The organism is Wenyingzhuangia sp. IMCC45574 (assembly GCF_054182685.1).
The window spans coordinates 2,092,974-2,114,760 of the sequence record NZ_CM135169.1; the positions used below are offsets into that span (position 1 = coordinate 2,092,974).

Below are 21,787 nucleotides of genomic sequence, written 5' to 3' on the forward strand. Positions count from 1 at the left end.
CAATAATTTAAAAAGAGGTTTGCTTAATTCAAACCTCTTTTTTTATGCTATTACCAAATTTCATAACGAATCCCTTCGTTGTTCATATAGGTATTCTCCTCTTTGTTTAGATTGATTTCATTTCCAAAATAATCTGTTACCACAATACCAACAGCTTCGGCAATACAAGAACTTGCTGCAAAATCCCAAGCAGAACCACCTCCTTGCTTATCTCTATGTGGCTTTATATAGACCGCAGGAGCATTTTCTATAACACTCATGGCATTTATGACTGCTCCTTGATGTGAAACCACCTCTAACACTCCATTATATTTCTCCTTAGATATTTTCTCTAAAGACTGAATTAAAAAAGGATAAGCTCCAGAGGATAGAAAACTTAAATCGCTATAAAATGTTAACGGTTTATTTTCGTTATACGTTATTACAAACTCCTCTCCATTTTTATAAGCCTTTTCTCCTTTTATAGCATCGTAAAGATTGTCATTATAAGGATCGTAAGCAACCCCTAACACACACTTACCCGCCTTAGAAACCAACCCTATAGAAACAGAAAAACCATTCGTTTTTTTGGTAAAAGGCAAGGTTCCATCAATAGGATCTACCGTAAAAAAGTAATCTTTTACCAAGCGACTTCCATCATCAGGTGTTTCTTCTCCCAGCCAACCTAAATCGTACTTTTCTATACTTGATTGCAACGCTACTGCAACTATTTTTTGAGCATTAATATCTACTTCTGTTACAATATCCGAAGCAATGCTATTGGTTCCTTTGCTCCCCACTTCATAATCCTCGTTAAGCTTACTCATAATATACTTACCCGCTGTTAAAGCTGCTTTTTTAGCTATTTCTTTTAGCTCTTGTAAGTCTAACAATTGAAGTTCCATGCTTTTAGTTTTAAGAAAGCTAAGTTCGATAATCTTATAGACTAGAAAAATATTTTCTAAGATTATAATGGTAATTTAATACCATCTCGAAAATATATTTCACTAATCTTATTTGATCCAACATCTCGACTCCGCTCGATGGCCTATATTTTTTTTAGGTGTTCGAGCGGAGTCGAGAACTAAATAAACTTGATAAAAAATTGATACAAAAAAAATGCTTCAGAGTTATATCTCTGAAGCATTTCGTTTTCTTTATTCTTATTATGTTATTCCGCTAAAAAAGCAGTTACATTCTTTTCTATACGCTCTAACACATCAGAAATATCTGCTTTCACAAAAGATTCTCCAGTAATTTGCTCGTACAACTCAATGTATCTATTAGAAATTTCTTCTATTTTTTCGTCTGTTAACTCAGGAATTTGCTGTCCTTCTTTTCCTTGAAAGTCATTTTCTATCAACCATTGACGCACAAACTCTTTAGATAATTGCTTTTGAGCCTCACCATTATCTTGTCTTTCTTGATACCCTTCTGCATAGAAATAACGAGAAGAGTCTGGTGTATGAATTTCATCAATCACCACAATCTTTCCATCTGCAGTTTTTCCGAATTCATACTTCGTATCTACTAAAATCAATCCTCTTTCTGCTGCTAATTCAGTTCCTTTTTGAAACAAAGCCAATGTGTAAGCCTCTAACTGCGTGTAATCTTCTTCAGACACTACTCCGTTTGCCAAAATAGCTTCACGAGAAATATCTTCATCATGATCTCCCAAGTCTGCTTTAGTCGTTGGTGTAATAATTGGAGTTGGAAATTTATCATTCTCTTTCATCCCTTCAGGCATGGTAACTCCACATAAAGTTCTTTCACCACTTCTATAAGTTCTCCACGCATGACCTGTACAATATCCACGTACTACCATTTCTACTTTAAAAGGTTCACACGCATAACCAACCGTAACATTAGGATCTGGTGTCCCCAATACCCAGTTTGGACAAATATCTTTGGTTGCTTCTAACATTTTAGCCGCAATCTGATTTAAAATCTGTCCTTTGTATGGAATTTGTTTCGGCATAATTACATCAAAAGCAGAAAGCCTATCCGATGCAATCATTACTAATTTTTCTTCTACAGTATATACTTCGCGAACTTTTCCTTTGTAAACCGCTGTTTGGTTTGGAAAGTTAAAATTGGTATCGTTGATTGTGTTACTCATACTCTTAAATTAAGTGTTGCAAAAATACATTTTTAGAATCAAGTATCTAGATTCAAGAATTAAGACTTTATAAAATATAAATACCTGACTCTTGGATCATGATTCCTACATCTATATATCCGTCTCTATACTCTTATAAGCTGTTATAATTTCTTTTACCAAACGGTGACGAATAACATCTCTACCATCTAAGAAAACTTGGGCTATTCCTTTTACATCTTTTAAGGCTAACAACGCTTCTTTTAAACCTGAAACTTGCTTTCTTGGCAAATCAATTTGTCCTGGGTCCCCCGTAATGATAAACTTTGCTCTTTTCCCCATACGGGTTAAAAACATTTTCATTTGCTGATGCGTCGTGTTTTGGGCTTCGTCTAAAATAACAAAAGCATTATCTAAGGTTCTACCACGCATAAAAGCCAAAGGGGCTATTTGAATCACTCCTTTTTCCATATAAGATGCCAATCGTTCGGCCGGAATCATATCACGTAAAGCATCGTACAAAGGTTGCATGTATGGATCTAACTTTTCTTTCATGTCTCCGGGTAAAAAACCTAAGTTCTCTCCAGATTCTACAGCAGGACGTGTTAGAATAATTCTTTTTACTTCTTTTTCCTTTAGAGCTCTTACTGCCAAAGCAACAGCAGTGTAAGTTTTACCGGTTCCGGCTGGTCCAACAGCAAACAACATATCATTTTCATCAACAGCCTTTACCATACTCTGCTGATTTAAGGTTTGAGCTTTTACCAAATTACCTCCTACTCCGTGTACCAATACGTCATCGTATTTTTTGGTCTTTTGAATTTCACTCTGAGAAGACAACAACAATTGTTCAATACTGGTATAATCTAGCTTATTGTATTTTATCAAAAAGCTTTCCAACATCTGAATCCTCTTTTCAAATTCATCTAACAAAACAGCTTCTCCATAAGCCTTTATTACATTGCCCCTTACTACTAATTTTAGCTTTGGATAATACGATTTTATCAAATCTATATTTGCATTGTTCGTTCCAAAAAAATCAATTGGATTTACGTCTTCTAAAGTAATTAACCGTTCGTTCAAGCTCTATTTTGGTTTTATAAATTGAAGCTACAAAGTACATAATTATCATTTACATTTCTTTAAATTTGCCCTATTATTATCCAAAATTTAGCAACAACAGTAATTTCTATGGCATTAATAACCCTTACAACCGATTTTGGAACAAAGGATCATTTTGTATCTGCGGTAAAGGGAGCTATTTATTCTTTGTTGCCTACCACTACTGTGGTAGATATATCTCACGAGATTTCTCCTTTTAACATTACAGAAACTGCCTATATTCTTAAAAATGCTTACAAGAGTTTTCCCGAGGGAACCATTCATATTGTTGGAGTAGATACAGAGTTAACCCCTATTAACAAACATATTGCATTGGCTTTAGATGGACAGTATTTTGTATGTCCCGATAATGGAATTATGTCTTTGATAGCTTCTGAGGTTAAACCCAATAAAATAGTAGAAATTAACATTCACGAACATATAGAAACTAGCTTTTCTGTACTCGATGTTTTTGTACATGTTGCTTGTCATATTGCGCGTGGTGGAACTTTAGATGTTATTGGAAAACCACTAACAGAGATTAAAGCCAATGTAGAATTACAGCCTAAATTGGAAGGTTCTAAAATTGTAGGATCTATTATATATATAGACAATTACGGAAATGCTGTTTCTAATATTTCCAAAGAGTTGTTTCAGGAGTTTGGTAAAGGTAGACCTTTTACAATTTCTGCAGGAAGGTATACTACTTCTAAAATTGCAAACAAATACAGCGATATTATAGATTTTAATTCCCCAGACTCTATAAAATTTGGACCAGGAACAAGATTAATGTTGTTCAACTCCAGTAATTTTTTAGAAATTGCTATTTATAAAAGTAATCCTAAAACCGTAGGAGCTGCTTCTACCCTATTAGGATTAAATTACAGAGAACCCATAACCATAGAATTTAAACAATCGAACACGCACTAATGAAAGCTATTTTTAATAAAGAAATACAATCATTTTTTAGCAATACTGTAGGCTATTTAATTATCGCTTCTTTTTTGGTAATTAACGCTTTGCTACTTTGGTTTTTTAAAGGATATAGCAATGTAATTGTAACTGGTTTTGCCAACATCAATGCATTTTTCACCAATAGCTCGTGGATTTTTGCCTTTTTAATTCCGGCAATCACCATGAAAAGCTTTGCAGACGAATATCAGCATGGAACCATCGAAACTTTAAAGACCTTACCTGTTAAAACTTACCAAATAGTATTGGGTAAGTTTTTAGCCTATGTATGTATTATATTGCTTGCAATTGCTCCAACATTAGTTTTTGTTTACAGCACTTATCAGTTAGGAGACCCTAAAGGAAATATCGATTTAGGAAGTACTTTTACTTCTTATATAGGTTTAATTTTATTAGCATCTACCTACATATCTATAGGGATTTTTAGTTCTTTAGTCACCAAAAACAACATTACCTCTTTTATAATTGCTTGTGTAATTAATGTGGTTTTCTATTTTGGTTTTCCCGCTTTAGAAAACATATCAGAAACGTCCACGTTTGGTTGGAATACTTTAGGAATTCCAGAACATTTTGAAAGCATGACTCGTGGGGTTATTTCTTATACCGATATTGCATATTTTGTATCACTCACATTTCTTTTTATAGGATGTACTCAACTAAAATTAAATGATGATTAAAAAGAAAGCGTATCTATATCTAATTTTATTTGTGGTTCTGAATATCTTTTTCGCAAATCAAATTCACTTTCGTTGGGACTTTACCAAAGATCAAAAATACTCTTTATCCAAGCCTACTAAAGAGTTACTAAACTCCTTAGACACCCAGGTGTACATACAAGTATACTTAACTGGAAATATGCCTTTTGACTTTGAACGTTTAAGTAGAGAAACCGATTATTTTTTAAAAGAGTTAAATGCCTCTAACACTAATATCAACTACCTTTTTATTGACCCTAAAGGAAAAGAAGACAAACTGATAAAACAAGGCCTAACACCAAGCAGATTGACCGTACAAGAAGATGGTAAAATATCCGAAAGCATTATTTTTCCATGGGCTATTGTGAGAGCCAATAAAAAATCTAAAAAAGTAAATTTATTAAAGAGTTCCTTTTTTGAAGACGAAGCTACACAGATTGAAAACTCGGTGCAAAATTTAGAGTTTGCTTTTGCCAATGGAATACAAAAAGTAAGTGCTGAAAAAAAACAAAAAATTGCGGTATTAAGAGGAAACGGAGAATTGCAAGACATTTACCAATACGACTTGCTAAAGAGTTTGGGCGAAAATTATTTTTTAGCTCCATTTACCTTAGATTCTGTAGCTAAAAACCCTCAAAAAACACTAGAACAGTTACAACAGTACGACTTAGCAATTATTAGCAAACCAACGGAAGCTTTTACCGAACAAGAAAAATTTGCATTAGATCAGTTTACCGTAAATGGAGGAAAATCTATTTGGTTGTTAGACTTGGTACACACTCCTAAAGATAGCTTAATGCAATACGGAAAGTTATTAGCTTATCAACGAGATCTAAATTTAACAGACTACTTATTTAATTACGGAGTTAGAATTAACAAACACTTGGTTAGAGATCTATACGCAGCTAAAATTCCATTAGCCACAGGTAAAGTAGGAAACAATACCCAGTTTGACGAATTTTTATGGGATTACTACCCAGTTGTTAAAAGCAACGAAAAACATGTTATTACCAAAAACATTGGACAAGTAAAACTGGAGTTTGCCAATAGCATAGATACATTAAACAAAAACATAAAAAAAACACCTTTACTAGAAAGTTCTAACTTAACCAAAACCACATCGGTTCCTAACTATATTAGCCTATCTAGTATTACAGAGAGTAACAATATGGACTCCTACAATCAACCCTCTAAAATTTTAGGTGTTTTATTAGAAGGAGATTTTTCTTCGGCTTACGCAAACAGAATAAAGCCCTTTAAAAATAAATTTATAGACCAAGGAAAGAACAATAAAATGGTGGTAATCACAGATGGAGATATCAGTTCTAATCAAATTAACAAAGGGCAACCTTTAGAGTTAGGGTTAGACAAGTGGACCAATACCTTTTATGCCAACAAAGAGTTCTTAACCAACACGGTAAACTACTTATTAAACGACACAGGATTAATTCAGTTAAGAGCAAAAAAAATAACCATAGACAGCATAAACAAACCTAAAGCATACAAGGAAAAAACTAAATGGCAATTGATTAATATTTTTGTTCCATTGCTTATTTTAACTGCTTTTGGTTTTGCAAATTTATACCTAAGAAAATCCAAATATTAAGCCAAGGTTATTAACAGTTTGGCCAATTATGTTCAAAAGATTTCTTTGAAACAAATTCATTTCATTCTATATTAGCTTATTCGTAAAAATATATTAGATCATCCTATGAAATTTATAGTATCTAGCTCACAGTTGTTAAAGCAATTGCAAGTTTTAAGCGGTGTTATTAGCTCTAGCAACACCTTACCTATTTTAGACAACTTCCTTTTCGAACTAAGTGAGAACGAGTTAAAAATCTCTGCCTCAGACTTAGAGACTACAATGTCTACTACGATAGAAGTACAGTCTGAAAACGAAGGATCTATTGCCGTTCCTTCAAGAATTTTATTAGATACTTTAAAAACACTTCCCAATCAGCCTTTAACATTTAAGATTGAGGAGAACGAAGTAGAGATGACTTCTGAGCAAGGAAGCTACGGAATGCCTTTCTTTGATGGAAGCGAATTCCCGAAAGCAGTAGAATTAGAAAACCCTAGTACTACATTGGTTCCTGCAAATGTATTAGCAAATGCAATTTCTAAAACTATTTTTGCTGCAGGTAACGATGAGTTAAGACCTGTAATGAGTGGTGTATTCTTCCAATTTGGAACTGAAGATTTAACTTTTGTAGCAACAGATGCACACAAATTAGTAAAGTACACAAGAACAGATGTAAAAGCAGACACTGCTGCTGAATTTATTATGCCTAAAAAACCTTTAAATATTTTAAAGGGGATTTTAGCATCATCGGATGCGGAAGTAAGTATTTCTTACAACGAGTCTAATGCTAAGTTTACATTTGACAATGTTTCTTTAATCTGTAGATTGATTGACGGAAAATACCCAAACTACAATGCAGTAATACCAAAAGAGAATCCTAACGTTTTGTCTATTTCTAGAAACTCCTTCTTAAGTTCTACAAAGCGTGTATCTATTTTCTCTAGCAAAACAACACACCAGATTCGTTTAAAAATGGCTGGGACTGAATTAAATATTTCTGCAGAAGATATTGATTTCTCTAACAAAGCAAACGAACGTTTGTCTTGTGACTATAATGGAGACGATATGGAAATTGGATTCAACTCACGTTTTTTAACAGAAATGCTAAACAACTTAGCTTCTGAAAATGTTCAATTAGAAATGTCTTTACCAAACAGAGCGGGAATTTTAACACCTGCAGACGGTACAGAAGAGGGCGAATTAATTACCATGTTGGTAATGCCTGTTATGTTGAGTAACTAAACTAGAACTAACTATATTTTTAAAAGCGTTTTGCACATCCTGTAAAACGCTTTTTTTGTTTACCTTCATGGTAAAATTAAAAAGCGATGAACTTCCTTGCTCATTTATACTTAGCCAATACAGACAAAGAGGTGATTATAGGGAATTTTATTGCCGATACGCTAAAAGGAAATAAATACGATCAATTTTCTAATGGTATACAGTTTGGAATTAAAATGCACCGCGCTATAGATGTATTTACAGATGAGCATCCTATTTTTAGAAAAAGCAAAAGACGATTAGATCCAAAATACCGACTTTACAAAGGAGTCATTATCGACTTAATTTACGATCACTTTTTAGCAAAAAACTGGAGCAAATACTCTGCAATTCCCCTAGATACTTTTACACAAGGTATCTACGAACTATTTTACGACAACTTTGATACATTGCCACAAAAAGCACAACATATGATTCCTTATATGGCACAACAAAACTGGCTGTATAAATACAGAACCATACAAGGAATTGGAGAAATTATGCACGATATGAATGTAAGAACTCGTGGCATTTCTAAAATGAACGAGGCTGTAGAAGATTTAAAAGAGAATTACACTATTTTTGAAGAGGATTTCACTGCTTTTTTTGATGAAATTCAGAACTACTGTACAGAATACCTAAAAAAATATGACCGCAAAAACCTTAAGTAACGGACTCCTAAGAACACTGGCTATTATTGTCGGAATTTTTGCAATAATTTGGTTTTTCATTCAAATAAAAACCATTATTGTTTACATAATTATCTCTGCAATTTTAGCACTTATCTCTAGACCACTGGTAAAATTTTTAACCCGAAAACTAAAATTAAAAAGCACCTTGGCTGCAGTAATTGGTATGTTCACTTACATTATATTTATTACTGTTTTAATCAACGCTTTTGCACCTTTAATTAGCAAGCAAAGCGAAAACATTGCCTTATTAAACTCTGATGAATTTAAAGACAAAGTAGAAGTATTAACTACAGAAATAAACACTTATCTACTAGCTAATAATATTGACATTCTAGAAAAAACAAAAAACTTTGATTTTATTCCTAGTATTAAAAACATTCCTAATATTTTAAACGTAGTACTAGGAAGTATTGGTTCTTTTAGTATGGGATTATTTTCGGTTTTGTTCATCACGTTTTTCTTTATGTCAGACTCTAAAATTCTAACCAAAGGTACTTTTGCTATGATTCCTAAAAAGCAAATCTACCACGCAGCAAGAGCCCTAGAAAACATTAAAGAATTATTATCTCGTTATTTCATAGGATTGATTATTCAAATAACAGTGCTATTTGCAATTTATACAATTGTACTTACTGTTTTCGACATAGAAAATGCCGTAATCATTGCATTTTTATGCGCTCTATTTAATCTAATTCCTTACATAGGTCCTTTAATTGGAGCCATTATTATGTTTGTTTTAGCAACCACTAACAATCTAGATTTAGATTTTCAGAACGAAATACTACCAAATACTTTCTATATAATGGGAGGTTATCTGTTTGCTCAATTGGTAGATAATTTTGTGAGTCAGCCTTTAATCTTTTCTAAGAGTGTTAAATCTCATCCTTTAGAAATTTTCTTAGTGATTATGATTTTTGGAAGCTTATTTGGAGTCGTTGGAATGGTGGTTTCTATTCCTTGTTACACAGCTATTAAAGTAATTGCCAAGGAATTCTTTAACAAGTATTACGCAGTAAAATTGTTAACTCAAGATTTATAGTTTGAATCCAAAACTACTACAAAAAGAAGTTCAAGAATACATTAAAAACAACCTTAAAACCGATATTACACAATTGGTTTTAAAAGGAAGTTCTTTTGATGGCATTACCACTCAAGAATTAATTGAGCAAGTAGAGGCTAAAAAACGATCTCAGAAAAAACTACCTACTTGGTTTGCTACAGAAGGAGTTTTCTACCCTAATAAGCTTAACATAGAACAAACTTCTTCGGAAGCCACAGCAACTTTTAAAAACGAGTTGATTCAAGGGAAATCTATTATAGACATTACAGGAGGTTTTGGGGTTGATTGTAAAGCGTTTTCCGAGTGTTTTGAATCGGTTACACATTGCGAATTGAATGCTGGATTATCAGAAATTGTTCAACACAACATACAGCAGTTTCAAACAACAAACATAAAATGTATTCAAGGAGATGGAGTTGAATACATTCTAGAAAACGAACAAACCTATGACTGGATTTACGTAGACCCTTCTCGTAGAAACGATGTAAAAGGAAAAGTATTCTTACTAAAAGATTGCTTACCAAACGTTCCTTTGCATTTAGAGGCACTATTAGAAAAGAGCAACAATATCTTAATTAAAAACTCCCCTCTAATAGACATTACAAGCTGTATCAACGAACTACAATTCGTAAAAGAGGTGCATGTAGTCGCTTTACAAAACGAGGTAAAAGAGGTTTTGGTGATGATTGAAAAAGGATACGAGGGAGAAATTAAGATTTCGGCCACCAATCTCGATACAAAAATAAACACCTTTGAGTTTAGCTACCAACAAGAGTACAATTACGAGCTTTCTGAGCCTTTAAAATACATTTACGAACCGAATAGTGCTATTTTAAAATCAGGAGGATTTACAGCTGTTTGTGAACAATTGGAAGTAAAAAAACTACACAAACACTCTCATCTTTATACCTCAAACCAAGTTGTAGACTTCCCGGGACGTAGTTTTGAAATTTTACACATCCTTCCTTATAACAAAAAACAACTCATAAAATTACTCCCAACTAAGAAAGCAAACATCACCACACGTAACTTTAAAGAATCCGTAGCTACCATTCGTAAAAAAACAGGAATTAAAGATGGTGGAAACACTTATTTATTTTTTACCACGAATTTAAAGAATAAACAAGTGGTTTTGGTTTGTGAGAAAACTAACAAATAAGTTAAAATTACACTCTACACCCTTTAATTTACACAATTAGCCCCTATTAAAAACTGAACTATATATTAGTTTTACCCGTTGATTTTAATGTTTTTAAAATGAAAAAGTTTTTTTTAGTTCTTTTTATTATTGGATTGATTACTTCTTGTAGTAAAGAAGACACTGTTATAAGTAACACCTCAGATTCAGAAGAAGTTCCTCAAAAAGAGGACGAAAAAGAAGAAGAGAAAAAAGACGATATAAACATTGATTCAGAAACTGAAATAGAATTATCAGAAGCTAATTTATATGGAGAGTGGGATGTTATTGAACTAAACTTCTCTAGCATTGAAAAGTCAGGCATAAGCGGAGGAAACCCAGATGTAATTGAAATAACAGGAGCGTTAACAAAATCCAGTTATAAATTAAACATCTCTAACAACACAATTGCTAGAACTGGAGAATACACCTTAAAAAACACCATTAAAACTAAGTTTCATGGTTTTGATGAACGTACTCAAACCGAAACCAGAACTTATTCGGATATTTTATACGAAACTAAAATTAGCATCCTTGCTGGAGATAGAAGAATTGACTCTCGTTCGTCAAACAACATAGAGTTATACGCACAAAAAATTACTACTAATTTTTTACAACTAAAACTATTAGAAAAACACTCTCAGGATGGAGGTAACAGCACTAAAAACAACACTTATACTATTATTCTAAAAAAAATAATTTCAGAAAATAATGGCGAAGAAATAGAAAATGAAGATTGCTCTCAATATGAATCTATTGACGAAAACTCAAAAGTATTAATTGCAAGCAAAGAAGGATACGGTTTTAATCGAGAATATAGAACTAATTGGGAAAGTTTAATGAATCAAGAAGAAATAGACACTTTCTCCAAAAACAAATACACTAAAATAATTGGCGATTTAGAAATTCAAAATGCCGATGATCTTTCTGGGCTATGTAGTTTGCAAAAAATAGAAGGAAATCTAGAAATATACATCGCCAAGCTTGAAAACCTTGAAGGGCTTAACAACCTGAAAAACATTGAAGGAGACTTAATTCTACATCTTAATGACAACTTATTAAGCTTAGACGGATTAAACAACTTAAAATCTATTGGTGGATCGTTAGTTATTGTAAACAATTACAAGCTAACAAACTTAAGTAGTTTAAGTAACCTTGAGAATATATCAGATGACCTCATAGTGTTTGGGCTTAATAGTGATTTTCTAGGTTTAGAAAAAATTAGTTCTGTTAACAATCTCAAAATATCAGCCATTACAAAAATTAAAGTCGGGACATCTGAGCACAATGTACCGGATAAATATACTCCAATAACGTCTTTTAAAGGATTAGATAATTTAAAAACTATCAGAGGAAGTATAACAATTAAACATACAAATATCAACAATTTTCAACACTTAAATTCCTTAGAAAGTATTGCTTCCGAAGTTTCTATTTATGACAACAACAATCTTATAGACTTTACAGGTTTAGAAAAAATTACAGTAATAAATGATAATTTTTATATAGTAGGTAATGAGTCTTTAAAAAACTTTAATGGCCTAAATAATTTAAAACAAATTAATTCAAAACTTAGATTTAGCGACAATACGCATGATAGAAACAGCTCATTAAAGAACTTTATTGGCTTTGATAATCTTGAATATATTAACGACATAATGATTTCTAACAGTGGATTTAAAGGTTTACCAAATCTAGAAAACTTCATAGGTTTCAATAAACTTAAGACCGTTAGAAAACTTTCGCTAGAAATTTACAATCATCCAATAATTACCAATCCAAAACTTGAATTTAACGGCTTTAATTCTTTAACAAAAGCTTATAGTTTCTCCATTCAATTTTACAACAATGACAAAACTTATAAAATAATTCGTTTTGCAGAAAACTTATTACCTAATTACGATATAGAGATAGACAAATCATATTTTATATCTTCCGAAGAGTTTAATAAGTTAGGCTCTATAACTCATTAAGCTCATCTAATAAAGCCTTTAAATACTCTTTCATCCCCCCATAAACAAACTCCAACTCCTCTTGTTTTATAATATACGGAGGAACGATATACAAGGTATTCCCTAGTGGTCTTAAAAAGATTCCTTTATTCATAAAGTGATTGAAGATCGCATTCCTATCTTTTCCGTAACGGTCAATATCTAAGTCTAAGTCAATAGCTAGAATAACCCCAAGTGTTCTTATCTCTTTTACTTTTGGATGTTCCTGAACATCTTTTACAAAAGCCTCATGTGATTTTTCAATTCGCTGCATTCCTTCTTGAATTTCTTCCATTTGTAGCAACTCCACACTCGCAATTACCGAAGTACAAGCAATTGGATTTGCAGAATAGGTGTGCCCATGGAAGAATCCTTTAGAGATTTCATCCGCATAAAAAACATCGTATATTTTTTGAGTACAAGTGGTCAATCCCATAGGAACCATTCCACCAGTTAATGCTTTGGACAAGCACATTACGTCTGGTTTATTTTCTAATCTATCAGAAGCAAAATAAGTTCCTGTTTTTCCGAAACCTGTCATTACCTCGTCAGCCACACAAACAGCATCGTATTTCTGTGCTAAAGCGATTAACCGATCTAAATGTTCTGCTTTGTGCATTCGCATACAATTGGCTCCTTGCACTAAAGGTTCAAACACAAAACAAGCCACTTCATCCGTAGCTAGTAACTCCTCAAAGTCAGCTAAAACTTCATTGATATTTTCCTCTGTAGGAACTGGAATTCTATCTACATTTAAAACCACATCAGAAAAAGGACCGTTATACACATCCAAACCAGAAACAGACATTGCCCCAAAAGTATCTCCGTGGAAAGCATTTTCAAAAGCAACTATTTTCAGTTTCTTTTTTCCTTGGTTAAAATGGTATTGCAAACTCATTTTAATAGCAATATCAATCGTAGTAGAACCATTATCAGAAAAGTAAATCTTCTGTTGGTTGTCTGGAAGAATTTCCATCAACTTTTCAGACATTTCCACAGCAGCAGGATGCGTAAACCCTGCAAACACCACCTGATCCATTGTAGCAACTTGCTCCTGCACCTTTTTCACCATATGAGGATGACAGTGTCCATAAGAACAAGTATACCAGGAAGAAATAGCATCTATGTATTCCTTTCCCTCTTCATCATACAAATACACTCCATTCGCTTTCACAATTCCCAAATGCTCAGGAGTCATTTTATGCTGCGTAAGTGGGTGCCACAAATGCTTTTGATCTCTTTTATTTAAGCTCATTCTCTAAGTTTTCTTTAAATAAATCAGCGTATTTTTTTATTACTTTTGGGTTCACATCTACTTCTTCATCTACGCTACCAATTACTGGAACCCCAGTCATTTTATCAATAATACTTTCTGTAGTAGTATGTTCGTTACCACTGTAAATTAAAGCCATTTTACAACCTTTTTGTTGTAACAACTCTAAAGTCATTAAAGTATGATTGATACTCCCCAAATAATGCCTAGAAACCACTATCACCAAAGCATCCGACGGAATTATATCAGCAATCGTTTGTGTATCGTTAATCGGAACCAACAAGCCTCCCGCTCCTTCTATTACCAATGTGTGTTCTGTCTCGGGAGCTATAATTTTATCCAACTCAATGGTTACTCCATCAATCTCTGCTGCAGCATGTGGGCTCATAGGTGTTTGTAAGGCATAGGTGTTTTTGTAAAACACGGATTTAGAATTGCTAACCAAAGCTTTTACTCTATCCATATCTCCAAAATCAACATCTCCCGCTTGTATGGGTTTCCAATAATCAGCCTGTAAGGCCTCTACTAAAATGGCCGAAACCAATGTTTTACCAACATCGGTTGAAATTCCAGTTACAAATATTTTTTTCTGCATCGTTCCGCTAACTCTTTTCTTTAATTAATTGTAATAATTTATCAATCTCTTCTTCTGTATTAAAAGCATGCAAACAAATACGCAAACGCTCCTTTCCTTTAGGAACTGTAGGAGACATGACTGCTTTTACACTAATACCTGTACTCTGTATTTTTGCTGCTAGAGATTTTACAGCATAATTACCAGGTACAATAGAACAATGAATAGCACTGTTGCTTTCTATAAAACGATCCTCTAAATCTAATGTCTTTAATTGCTGCTTAAAATAAGTGATTTTTGTTTTTAAGTTCAATTGGCTTTCTCCTTCTGCTAGTTCTTGATAAGCAGCTTTTATAGTTGCTACCGCATGCAACGGTATGGCAGTTGTATATATAAAGGAACGAGAAAAGTTAATTAAGTATTCCCTTAATCCTGTAGGTCCTAAAACTATCGCTCCATGACAACCTAAGGCCTTTCCAAACGTATGTACTCGTGCAAAAATTTTAGACTCCAAATCTAGCTCATTCGCTAACCCTTTTCCTTTCTCTCCAAACACTCCGCCTGAATGTGCTTCATCAATAATTAAATGTGCTTTGTATTGCTCACATAAATCTACTATTTCCTTTAATGGAGCAGTATCTCCATCCATAGAATAGACCGTTTCAATAGCGACATACAATTCAGTACTTTTTTCAGAAAATCGTTTTAATTTCTTTTCTAGATCCTCTAAATCGTTATGCTTAAACTTATAAGTACTAGCATTGCTCATTCTAATCCCATCACGTACCGAAGCATGAATCAATTCATCAAACAACAACACATCGTTCTTTTGCAATACTGCTGAAAACAATCCCACATTCGCATCATATCCGGAATTGTATAGTAACCCAACTTCAGCATTATGAAATTCGGCTAATTGCTCCTCAACCTCTAAATGCAAAGAATGTGTTCCAGAAATTAATCTAGACCCTGTACTTCCATTAGAAATTATACTTTCCTTTACATAATCTAAAGCCTTATTCGCAATAATATTAGAGGATGCAAACCCTAAATAATCGTTAGAATAAAAATCTATTTGAGTAGACTTTAACTCCAAAGATCGCAAAGAATTACTCTCTATTCTATCTTGTAACTTTTGTTGTAAAGATTTAGGAATATTATACATAGTAGGCAAAAATAAAAAACGCTATCTAAAAATAGATAGCGTTTTTTTGTTTTATAAGATGATTAAAAATTAATCTGCCAAAACAATTACTTTATTGTCTTTCATTTCAACAGTTCCGCTCTTAATTTTCAGCGTTAAAACTTTATCATCATCTGCATGAGGAACTAATCCTCCTTTTAAATCGTTTAATTCGATGTGTTCCTGAGAATGCGTATGCACTTTAACAACACCTTCTGCTAATTCTGAAACAATAGCAGCGTGATTGTTTAACATTTGAAACTCTCCTTGAACTCCAGGTACTGTTACAGAATCTACTTCTGATGAAAACAATACAGCTTCTGGTGATACTATTTCTAAATACATATTTTTTAGTATTTAGTACTGAGTATTTAGTATTGAGTACATAGCATTAAAGCTTTATACTTTGTACTATATACTTTGTACTGTTATTATGCTTCAGCTAACATTTTCTCTCCTGCATCAATTGCTTCTTGAATTGATCCTCTCAAGTTGAATGCTGCTTCTGGGTACTTATCTAATTCACCATCCATAATCATGTTGAATCCTTTGATAGTATCTTTAATATCAACTAATACTCCAGGAATACCTGTAAACTGTTCAGCTACGTGGAATGGTTGAGATAAGAAACGTTGTGCACGACGTGCTCTGTGAACTACTAATTTATCTTCCTCAGATAATTCTTCCATACCTAAGATTGCAATAATATCTTGTAATTCTTTGTAACGTTGTAATAACTCTTTTACGTTTTGTGCACAGTCATAGTGTTCTTTACCTAAGATCTCAGCTGTTAAAATTCTTGAAGTAGAATCTAACGGATCAACCGCTGGGTAAATACCTAATTCAGCAATCTTACGAGACAATACTGTAGTTGCATCTAAGTGAGCAAACGTTGTTGCTGGTGCAGGGTCAGTTAAATCATCCGCAGGTACATATACTGCCTGTACAGATGTAATAGATCCTGTTTTAGTAGAAGTAATACGCTCCTGCATAGCTCCCATCTCAGTTGCTAATGTTGGTTGGTATCCTACTGCTGATGGCATACGTCCTAATAATGCAGACACCTCAGATCCAGCTTGTGTAAAACGGAAGATGTTATCTACGAAGAATAATACATCCTTCCCTTGTCCATCTCCTGCTCCATCACGGAAATATTCAGCAATTGTTAATCCTGATAAAGCTACACGTGCACGTGCTCCAGGAGGTTCATTCATCTGTCCGAATACGAAAGATACTTTAGATTCTTTCATTTTCTCATGGTCGATCTTTTCAAGATCCCATCCTCCTTCTTCCATTGAATGCTCAAATTCTTCTCCGTACGAGATAATTCCAGCTTCAATCATTTCACGCATTAAATCATTTCCTTCACGAGTTCTCTCTCCAACTCCTGCAAATACAGATAATCCTCCGTGTCCTTTTGCAATGTTGTTAATTAACTCCTGAATTAATACTGTTTTACCTACTCCAGCACCTCCAAATAATCCAATCTTACCTCCTTTTGCGTAAGGCTCAATTAAGTCGATTACTTTAATACCTGTAAATAAAACTTCTGTAGAAACAGATAAGTCTTCAAATCTTGGAGCCTCACGGTGAATAGGTAATCCATTTGCACCATCTTTTGGCAATGCTTGTAAACCATCAATAGGATCTCCAGAAACGTTAAATAAACGTCCGTAAATATTATCACCAACAGGAACCTTAATTGGTTCTCCAGTAACTATTACTTCCGTTCCTCTAGACAATCCATCAGAAGAATCCATTGCAATACATCTTACAGTATTTTCACCAATGTGTTGTTCAACCTCTAACACCAATGTGTTTCCTTCTCCACGGTTGATAACTAAAGAATCGTAAATTTTTGGAAGCTCAGTCCCAGTTTCGAAAGCAACGTCAATTACTGGTCCAATAATTTGAGCGATTTTACCTGTTGTTTTAGACATTTTTGTATTATTAAAAGAATTTAATTTCTAGTTTAATATGAAACCATTTCACGGTTTTAATTGAGTGCAAAGATATATTTTTTATTATTCTCTACAACTCCATTCTAAAAAAAAAACAAAAGGCTAAAGATTTTAAATCCTTAGCCTTTAATATGTTTTACAATCTTGAAATTAATCTTTAAAAATTATAAATCCAAGATCCGTAATATTGAGACCCAATCATTCCTGTACCTGGTGCAACAAAATAATTATGTCCTAATATATTTGCCCCTCCTATCTTAATTTTAGAATTCCATTTCTCTATATTATACATTACCTGTGCATCTACTAATGTTCTTGCGTCTATAGCTCCATCAACAAAAGAAGATTGCCAGTAGTATTTATCTTGCCATCTAACATTCAATCCAAAACCAAATCCATTGTAAACATCATTATTTCCAAAAGAAGCTTTTACTTTATGCTCTGGTGTATTAAATCCTGTTTCAAAATTTGGATCATCTTCTTGATCGAATTCTTGTTTGGCAAATGCATAGTTTATTCCTATATCATATCCATCACCAATAGTTGTCTCTAAACCAACATTTACACCATAAGAAGCTACATCTGCTTTTGTATTTGTATACAGAGAAGTTACCTGAGAGTCTCCGTTTATCAATGCCCAAACCGCATTTGGTAATGGAGTAACTACTCCAGGAACTGGAGTACCAACATCACTTAGATTGGTATTACCATAGTTAGGAACAATTACATTTATAATGTTTATAAAATCTGTGTACTTGTTGTAATAGGCACTAAAATCCAACACTGTTTTTTCAGCCATTTTTCCTCTATAACCAACTTCAAACGAAAGTACTTTTTCTGGCTTAATTAAATCTACATCTGCTTTAACTAAAGCTCCAATTGCACCTGGAATATTCCCTTCACCAGCCAACGTAGAGAAAGCCTGAGCAGAAGTTACTGTAAAAGCCTCACTGTATGCTCTTTGACCTGTAAACTGAGTTGAAGCACCAAAACCAAGAGCTTGACCACTAGCAGAATTACTAATATTTGCCGTATACCTATCTAAATTATCAGGTGCAGAACCTAACAACCTTGTATTCCCTAAATCTAAACCTATATACTGCTCTTGAGTAGTAGGGTTTCTGAAACCTGTTTGAATAGAAGCTCTAATATTGTGTTTTTTATCTTCGTCTGGGCTAAAAGAAACTGAAAATCTTGGTGAAAAATTACCATCAAAATTTTGTGCTTTATCATAACGAATAGAACCTGTTAATTTCAATCGATCATCTACTAACTTTTTTTGCATTTGAGTATATATACCAAATTCATCATAACTAATAGAACCATCAGCATCTGTATATATAGTCCCTTCAGAATTTAACACATATCTTCTAGCAGATCCTCCTACCTGTATCTCAGCAAACTCTATTTGATCTTTAAAATTATAATTAAAATCTGAATGATATAATCGAGAACTATCTACGAACTTAGCTCCTGTTTTAAAATCTGGATTACTAATAACTGTATTGAAAATACTTCTAAACTCCTCGCTATTAGGATCTGTTCTAAAATTAGTATCCGCAGCAGTTCTTGCAGCGACTCTTGCTTGAGCTTGAGTTGCTCCTCCTCCCAAAGCAGCACCATAAGCTGCTCCATAAGTACCAAACCACAACTCATCTACAGATAAAGATGTATTATTTAAAGCATTATATCCGTTAACAGCATTATTGGCAGACCTTAATGTGTTAATTCCTGCAAAACGTATGTCATAAGAATCTCCAGCATCTTCTATAGAAACATAACTTCTTATCATTAAGTTTTTAGTTCTAAACTCTAATTTATGTTGATGCATTACAAAATTCCTTAATGCGTATCTACTAGCCCCTTGGTATATGGCATTTCCTGTTCCATATTTACTCCCTAAAATAATTTCGGTATCAGAATCGCCCTCAATAGGTCTAAAATGTAAAGCAATATCCGCCTTAAAACTATCTGCAGTGTAATCCACCAAATCTCTCTCATTATATCCTGTTCTTGTTACTTTACCAAAACCTAGATCGTCTGGATTGGTAAATTCATCTCCATACACATTAATTCCATTGTAATTAAAGGTATTCTCTCTTGTTCCAGACAACACTTCTCCACTTACAGAGTTTATGTTTCTAGAATCTGAAGCAACCCAATCTGTACCTCTAAACAAAGAACCTGTAAACTTAATAGCTACCTTTTCATTTATTTTTTTTGCAACTCTAAATCCTGCATCTATAAAATGATTTACACCTCCATTATCAGAATCAGTAAATCCTATTTTACCATACACAGAAGATCCAGGGTTTGTAAAAGGATTCTTACTTCTCATTAACATAATTCCGTTAAAGGCATTAGCTCCGTACAATGCAGATGCTGCTCCAGGTAATAATTCCACAGAACCTACATCCAAATCATTCAGTCCTACTAAATTCCCTAAAGCAAAGTTTAAACCAGGAGAAGCGTTATCAACTCCATCTACCAACTGTACAAAACGAGAGTTCGCGAAAGTGGCAAAACCACGGGTATTAACAGACTTAAATGTTAAACTACTTGAGTTTACATCTACTCCTTTTAAATTTTCCAATCCATCATAAAAATTGGCAGAAGTAGTAGTTTCAACCTGCTTTGCACCAATTCTTTCAATAGTTACAGGAGACTCAAACACTCTTTCGGGTGTTCTAGAAGCAGAAAGCACTACCTGATCTAAACTGGTAACGTCTTCGTCTAAATGAATTCTCATGCTAGAATTAGCAACGGTTATTTTATGCTTATAATGTTTAAATCCAATAGCATTTACGTGTATTTCAACTGGTGGAGCTTTTTTTAGCTCTAAGGTAAAATTACCTTTTTCATCAACCACTGCTATTTCTGGAGAGTTTGCAACAGATACTGTTGCTGTAATTACTGGGGTATTGTCTTTTGAGTTTAAAACCTTTCCTTTTATCACAGTCGTGTTCTGTCCATAAAAATTAAGGCATATCAAAAAAAACAAGGAGCTTAATAGTTTTGTTTTCATAGTATAGTTATAAGTTTCTTTTAGTTGTTATACAAGTTACAAAAAAAATAAACATAGGTTTAATTACCGATATATTTTTCATAAAAAAACAATCATTTTTTTGCATTTACTTTAAGGAGTGTATTAAAATAGTATTCTTAAATTTGACGAAAATTTAATCATCCTTGGAAGTAATTCACAACTACAATAATTTTCCTGAGAACGTCAACACTGTTGTAACCATAGGAACTTTTGATGGAGTTCATGTTGGACATAGAAAAATATTGGATCAGCTTTTTAAAGAAGCTAGAGAAAAAGGGTTAAAATCTGTGCTTTTAACTTTTTTCCCACACCCTAGAATGGTAATTCAGGCTAATAACTCTATAAAGCTTATCAACACCATTGATGAAAGAATTGAAATACTTTCTAAAACAGATTTAGATTATTTAGTGATTCACCCTTTTGATAAAGATTTTTCTAACCTAAGTGCTTTTGATTTTGTTAGAAACGTTTTAGTAAACAAACTTAACGTAGAAGAATTGGTAATTGGTTACGATCATAGGTTTGGAAAAAACAGAGAAGGTGATTTTGAACAACTTAAAGACTTTAGCCACACCTTTGATTTTAACATTAAAGAAATAGAAGTACAGGATATTAATAACATTTCTGTTAGCTCTACTAAAATTAGAAAAGCCTTAACCTCTGGAGATGTTAAAACCGCCAACGAGTACCTAACCACTCCTTTTTTTATTAACGGAATGGTTGTTAAAGGGCAACAACTAGGAAACACTATTGGATTTCCTACTGCAAATATTAAAATAGCAGAAACGTATAAGTTAATTCCAAAAAACGGAGCTTACGTAATTAGAGCCATCCACAACAACCATGTTTATAACGGAATGTTAAACATAGGAAATAGACCTACTGTTAACGGTAAAGGCAAAACAATTGAGGCTCACTTATTCAATTTTGACCAAGATATTTATGATGATGATATTAGAATTGAATTTTTACATTTCTTAAGAGAAGAGACTAGATTCTACTCTATTGAAGAGCTAAAACAGCAATTATTTAAAGACAAAGAAGAGAGTTTAAACTATATCCAATCTCTATCTCTTTAATCCTCTATTCTTAGTATTAGATTGTTTCCACGTTTGAATGGAAAGACTATATTTGTGACAA

At 33.2% G+C, this 21,787-nt stretch carries 18 protein-coding genes; 9 read left to right on the forward strand and 9 right to left on the reverse strand.

The genetic code is table 11. From position 1 onward, the window contains the following. Positions 1-50: 50 nt before the first annotated feature. The 3 genes from ACXHHC_RS08960 to ACXHHC_RS08970 form a co-directional block, all read right to left on the reverse strand. Positions 51-884: a 3'(2'),5'-bisphosphate nucleotidase CysQ family protein gene (locus tag ACXHHC_RS08960; RefSeq protein ID WP_458226027.1), complete on the reverse strand. Its 834-nt coding sequence runs from the start codon at positions 882-884 to the stop codon at positions 51-53. Between the two features lie 266 nt (positions 885-1,150). Next, positions 1,151-2,098: a phosphoribosylaminoimidazolesuccinocarboxamide synthase gene (locus tag ACXHHC_RS08965; RefSeq protein WP_458226028.1), complete on the reverse strand. Its 948-nt coding sequence runs from the start codon at positions 2,096-2,098 to the stop codon at positions 1,151-1,153. Between the two features lie 111 nt (positions 2,099-2,209). Further along, positions 2,210-3,160: a PhoH family protein gene (locus tag ACXHHC_RS08970; protein WP_458226029.1), complete on the reverse strand. Its 951-nt coding sequence runs from the start codon at positions 3,158-3,160 to the stop codon at positions 2,210-2,212. 108 nt (positions 3,161-3,268) lie between these two features. On the opposite strand from ACXHHC_RS08970, the gene ACXHHC_RS08975 reads away from it, so the two are divergent. The 8 genes from ACXHHC_RS08975 (at position 3,269) to ACXHHC_RS09010 (ending at position 12,592) form a co-directional block, all read left to right on the forward strand. Further along, a complete protein-coding gene (locus ACXHHC_RS08975) occupies positions 3,269-4,108 on the forward strand; it encodes an SAM hydrolase/SAM-dependent halogenase family protein (RefSeq protein ID WP_458226030.1) in 840 nt (279 codons plus the stop codon). Next, the gene (locus ACXHHC_RS08980) at positions 4,108-4,827 is read left to right on the forward strand and encodes an ABC transporter permease subunit (protein ID WP_458226031.1); all 720 of its coding nucleotides are present in this window, start codon (positions 4,108-4,110) and stop codon (positions 4,825-4,827) included. The genes ACXHHC_RS08975 and ACXHHC_RS08980 overlap by 1 nt, the downstream gene beginning before the upstream one ends. Continuing rightward, a complete protein-coding gene (gene gldG, locus ACXHHC_RS08985) occupies positions 4,817-6,451 on the forward strand; it encodes a gliding motility-associated ABC transporter substrate-binding protein GldG (RefSeq protein WP_458226032.1) in 1,635 nt (544 codons plus the stop codon). The genes ACXHHC_RS08980 and gldG overlap by 11 nt, the downstream gene beginning before the upstream one ends. 105 nt (positions 6,452-6,556) lie before the next feature. Continuing rightward, the gene (dnaN, locus tag ACXHHC_RS08990; protein WP_458226033.1) at positions 6,557-7,672 is read left to right on the forward strand and encodes a DNA polymerase III subunit beta; all 1,116 of its coding nucleotides are present in this window, start codon (positions 6,557-6,559) and stop codon (positions 7,670-7,672) included. 86 nt (positions 7,673-7,758) lie between these two features. Continuing rightward, positions 7,759-8,361, forward strand: a complete 603-nt coding sequence (locus ACXHHC_RS08995) for an acyl carrier protein phosphodiesterase (RefSeq protein WP_458226034.1) — start codon at positions 7,759-7,761, stop codon at positions 8,359-8,361. Then, positions 8,339-9,421 (forward strand): AI-2E family transporter, encoded by a 1,083-nt coding sequence (locus ACXHHC_RS09000; RefSeq protein WP_458226035.1) that lies wholly within the window; start codon positions 8,339-8,341, stop codon positions 9,419-9,421. The genes ACXHHC_RS08995 and ACXHHC_RS09000 overlap by 23 nt, the downstream gene beginning before the upstream one ends. A 1-nt stretch (position 9,422) precedes the next feature. Beyond that, positions 9,423-10,601, forward strand: coding sequence for a THUMP-like domain-containing protein (locus tag ACXHHC_RS09005; RefSeq protein WP_458226036.1), 1,179 nt, complete (start codon positions 9,423-9,425; stop codon positions 10,599-10,601). A 98-nt stretch (positions 10,602-10,699) separates the two neighbouring features. Then, a complete protein-coding gene (locus ACXHHC_RS09010) occupies positions 10,700-12,592 on the forward strand; it encodes a hypothetical protein (RefSeq protein ID WP_458226037.1) in 1,893 nt (630 codons plus the stop codon). Here the strand turns inward: ACXHHC_RS09010 and bioA are convergent. From bioA to ACXHHC_RS09040, 6 genes are all read right to left on the reverse strand, one after another. Then, positions 12,579-13,865, reverse strand: a complete 1,287-nt coding sequence (gene bioA / locus ACXHHC_RS09015) for an adenosylmethionine--8-amino-7-oxononanoate transaminase (protein WP_458226038.1) — start codon at positions 13,863-13,865, stop codon at positions 12,579-12,581. The two genes, ACXHHC_RS09010 and bioA, sit on opposite strands and share 14 nt — an antisense overlap. Continuing rightward, complete coding sequence (gene bioD / locus ACXHHC_RS09020; protein WP_458226039.1) at positions 13,852-14,478, reverse strand: dethiobiotin synthase; 627 nt, start codon at positions 14,476-14,478, stop codon at positions 13,852-13,854. Before bioD ends, bioA begins: the two co-directional genes overlap by 14 nt. 7 nt (positions 14,479-14,485) lie before the next feature. Then, positions 14,486-15,622 carry an aminotransferase class I/II-fold pyridoxal phosphate-dependent enzyme gene (locus tag ACXHHC_RS09025; protein WP_458226040.1) on the reverse strand — a complete coding sequence of 379 codons (1,137 nt, stop codon included), beginning with the start codon at positions 15,620-15,622 and terminating at the stop codon, positions 14,486-14,488. Positions 15,623-15,691: 69 nt separating this feature from the next. After that, on the reverse strand, positions 15,692-15,985 hold the full coding sequence (locus tag ACXHHC_RS09030; RefSeq protein ID WP_458226041.1) for a FoF1 ATP synthase subunit delta/epsilon: 294 nt from the start codon (positions 15,983-15,985) through the stop codon (positions 15,692-15,694). 86 nt (positions 15,986-16,071) lie between these two features. Further along, positions 16,072-17,580 carry a F0F1 ATP synthase subunit beta gene (gene atpD, locus ACXHHC_RS09035; protein ID WP_458226042.1) on the reverse strand — a complete coding sequence of 503 codons (1,509 nt, stop codon included), beginning with the start codon at positions 17,578-17,580 and terminating at the stop codon, positions 16,072-16,074. Between the two features lie 178 nt (positions 17,581-17,758). Then, positions 17,759-20,626 carry a TonB-dependent receptor gene (locus tag ACXHHC_RS09040; protein ID WP_458226043.1) on the reverse strand — a complete coding sequence of 956 codons (2,868 nt, stop codon included), beginning with the start codon at positions 20,624-20,626 and terminating at the stop codon, positions 17,759-17,761. Between the two features lie 164 nt (positions 20,627-20,790). Here ACXHHC_RS09040 and ACXHHC_RS09045 point away from each other — a divergent pair, with 164 nt between their 5' ends. Further along, entirely contained in the window at positions 20,791-21,726 is a 936-nt protein-coding gene (locus ACXHHC_RS09045) for a bifunctional riboflavin kinase/FAD synthetase (protein WP_458226044.1), read from the forward strand. Positions 21,727-21,787: the final 61 nt, after the last annotated feature.

Excerpts from the sequence above, each read along its gene's own strand:
- ACXHHC_RS09000 (WP_458226035.1), top strand. The coding sequence starts at position 8,339 with ATGACCGCAAAAACCTTAAGTAACGGACTCCTAAGAACACTGGCTATT.
- gldG (WP_458226032.1), top strand. The coding sequence starts at position 4,817 with ATGATGATTAAAAAGAAAGCGTATCTATATCTAATTTTATTTGTGGTT.
- ACXHHC_RS09030 (WP_458226041.1), bottom strand. The coding sequence starts at position 15,985 with ATGTATTTAGAAATAGTATCACCAGAAGCTGTATTGTTTTCATCAGAA.
- bioD (WP_458226039.1), bottom strand. The coding sequence starts at position 14,478 with ATGCAGAAAAAAATATTTGTAACTGGAATTTCAACCGATGTTGGTAAA.
- dnaN (WP_458226033.1), top strand. The coding sequence starts at position 6,557 with ATGAAATTTATAGTATCTAGCTCACAGTTGTTAAAGCAATTGCAAGTT.
- ACXHHC_RS08980 (WP_458226031.1), top strand. The coding sequence starts at position 4,108 with ATGAAAGCTATTTTTAATAAAGAAATACAATCATTTTTTAGCAATACT.
- atpD (WP_458226042.1), bottom strand. The coding sequence starts at position 17,580 with ATGTCTAAAACAACAGGTAAAATCGCTCAAATTATTGGACCAGTAATT.
- ACXHHC_RS09040 (WP_458226043.1), bottom strand. The coding sequence starts at position 20,626 with ATGAAAACAAAACTATTAAGCTCCTTGTTTTTTTTGATATGCCTTAAT.
- ACXHHC_RS08995 (WP_458226034.1), top strand. The coding sequence starts at position 7,759 with ATGAACTTCCTTGCTCATTTATACTTAGCCAATACAGACAAAGAGGTG.
- bioA (WP_458226038.1), bottom strand. The coding sequence starts at position 13,865 with ATGAGCTTAAATAAAAGAGATCAAAAGCATTTGTGGCACCCACTTACG.
- ACXHHC_RS09010 (WP_458226037.1), top strand. The coding sequence starts at position 10,700 with ATGAAAAAGTTTTTTTTAGTTCTTTTTATTATTGGATTGATTACTTCT.
- ACXHHC_RS08960 (WP_458226027.1), bottom strand. The coding sequence starts at position 884 with ATGGAACTTCAATTGTTAGACTTACAAGAGCTAAAAGAAATAGCTAAA.
- ACXHHC_RS08965 (WP_458226028.1), bottom strand. The coding sequence starts at position 2,098 with ATGAGTAACACAATCAACGATACCAATTTTAACTTTCCAAACCAAACA.
- ACXHHC_RS09025 (WP_458226040.1), bottom strand. The coding sequence starts at position 15,622 with ATGTATAATATTCCTAAATCTTTACAACAAAAGTTACAAGATAGAATA.
- ACXHHC_RS08975 (WP_458226030.1), top strand. The coding sequence starts at position 3,269 with ATGGCATTAATAACCCTTACAACCGATTTTGGAACAAAGGATCATTTT.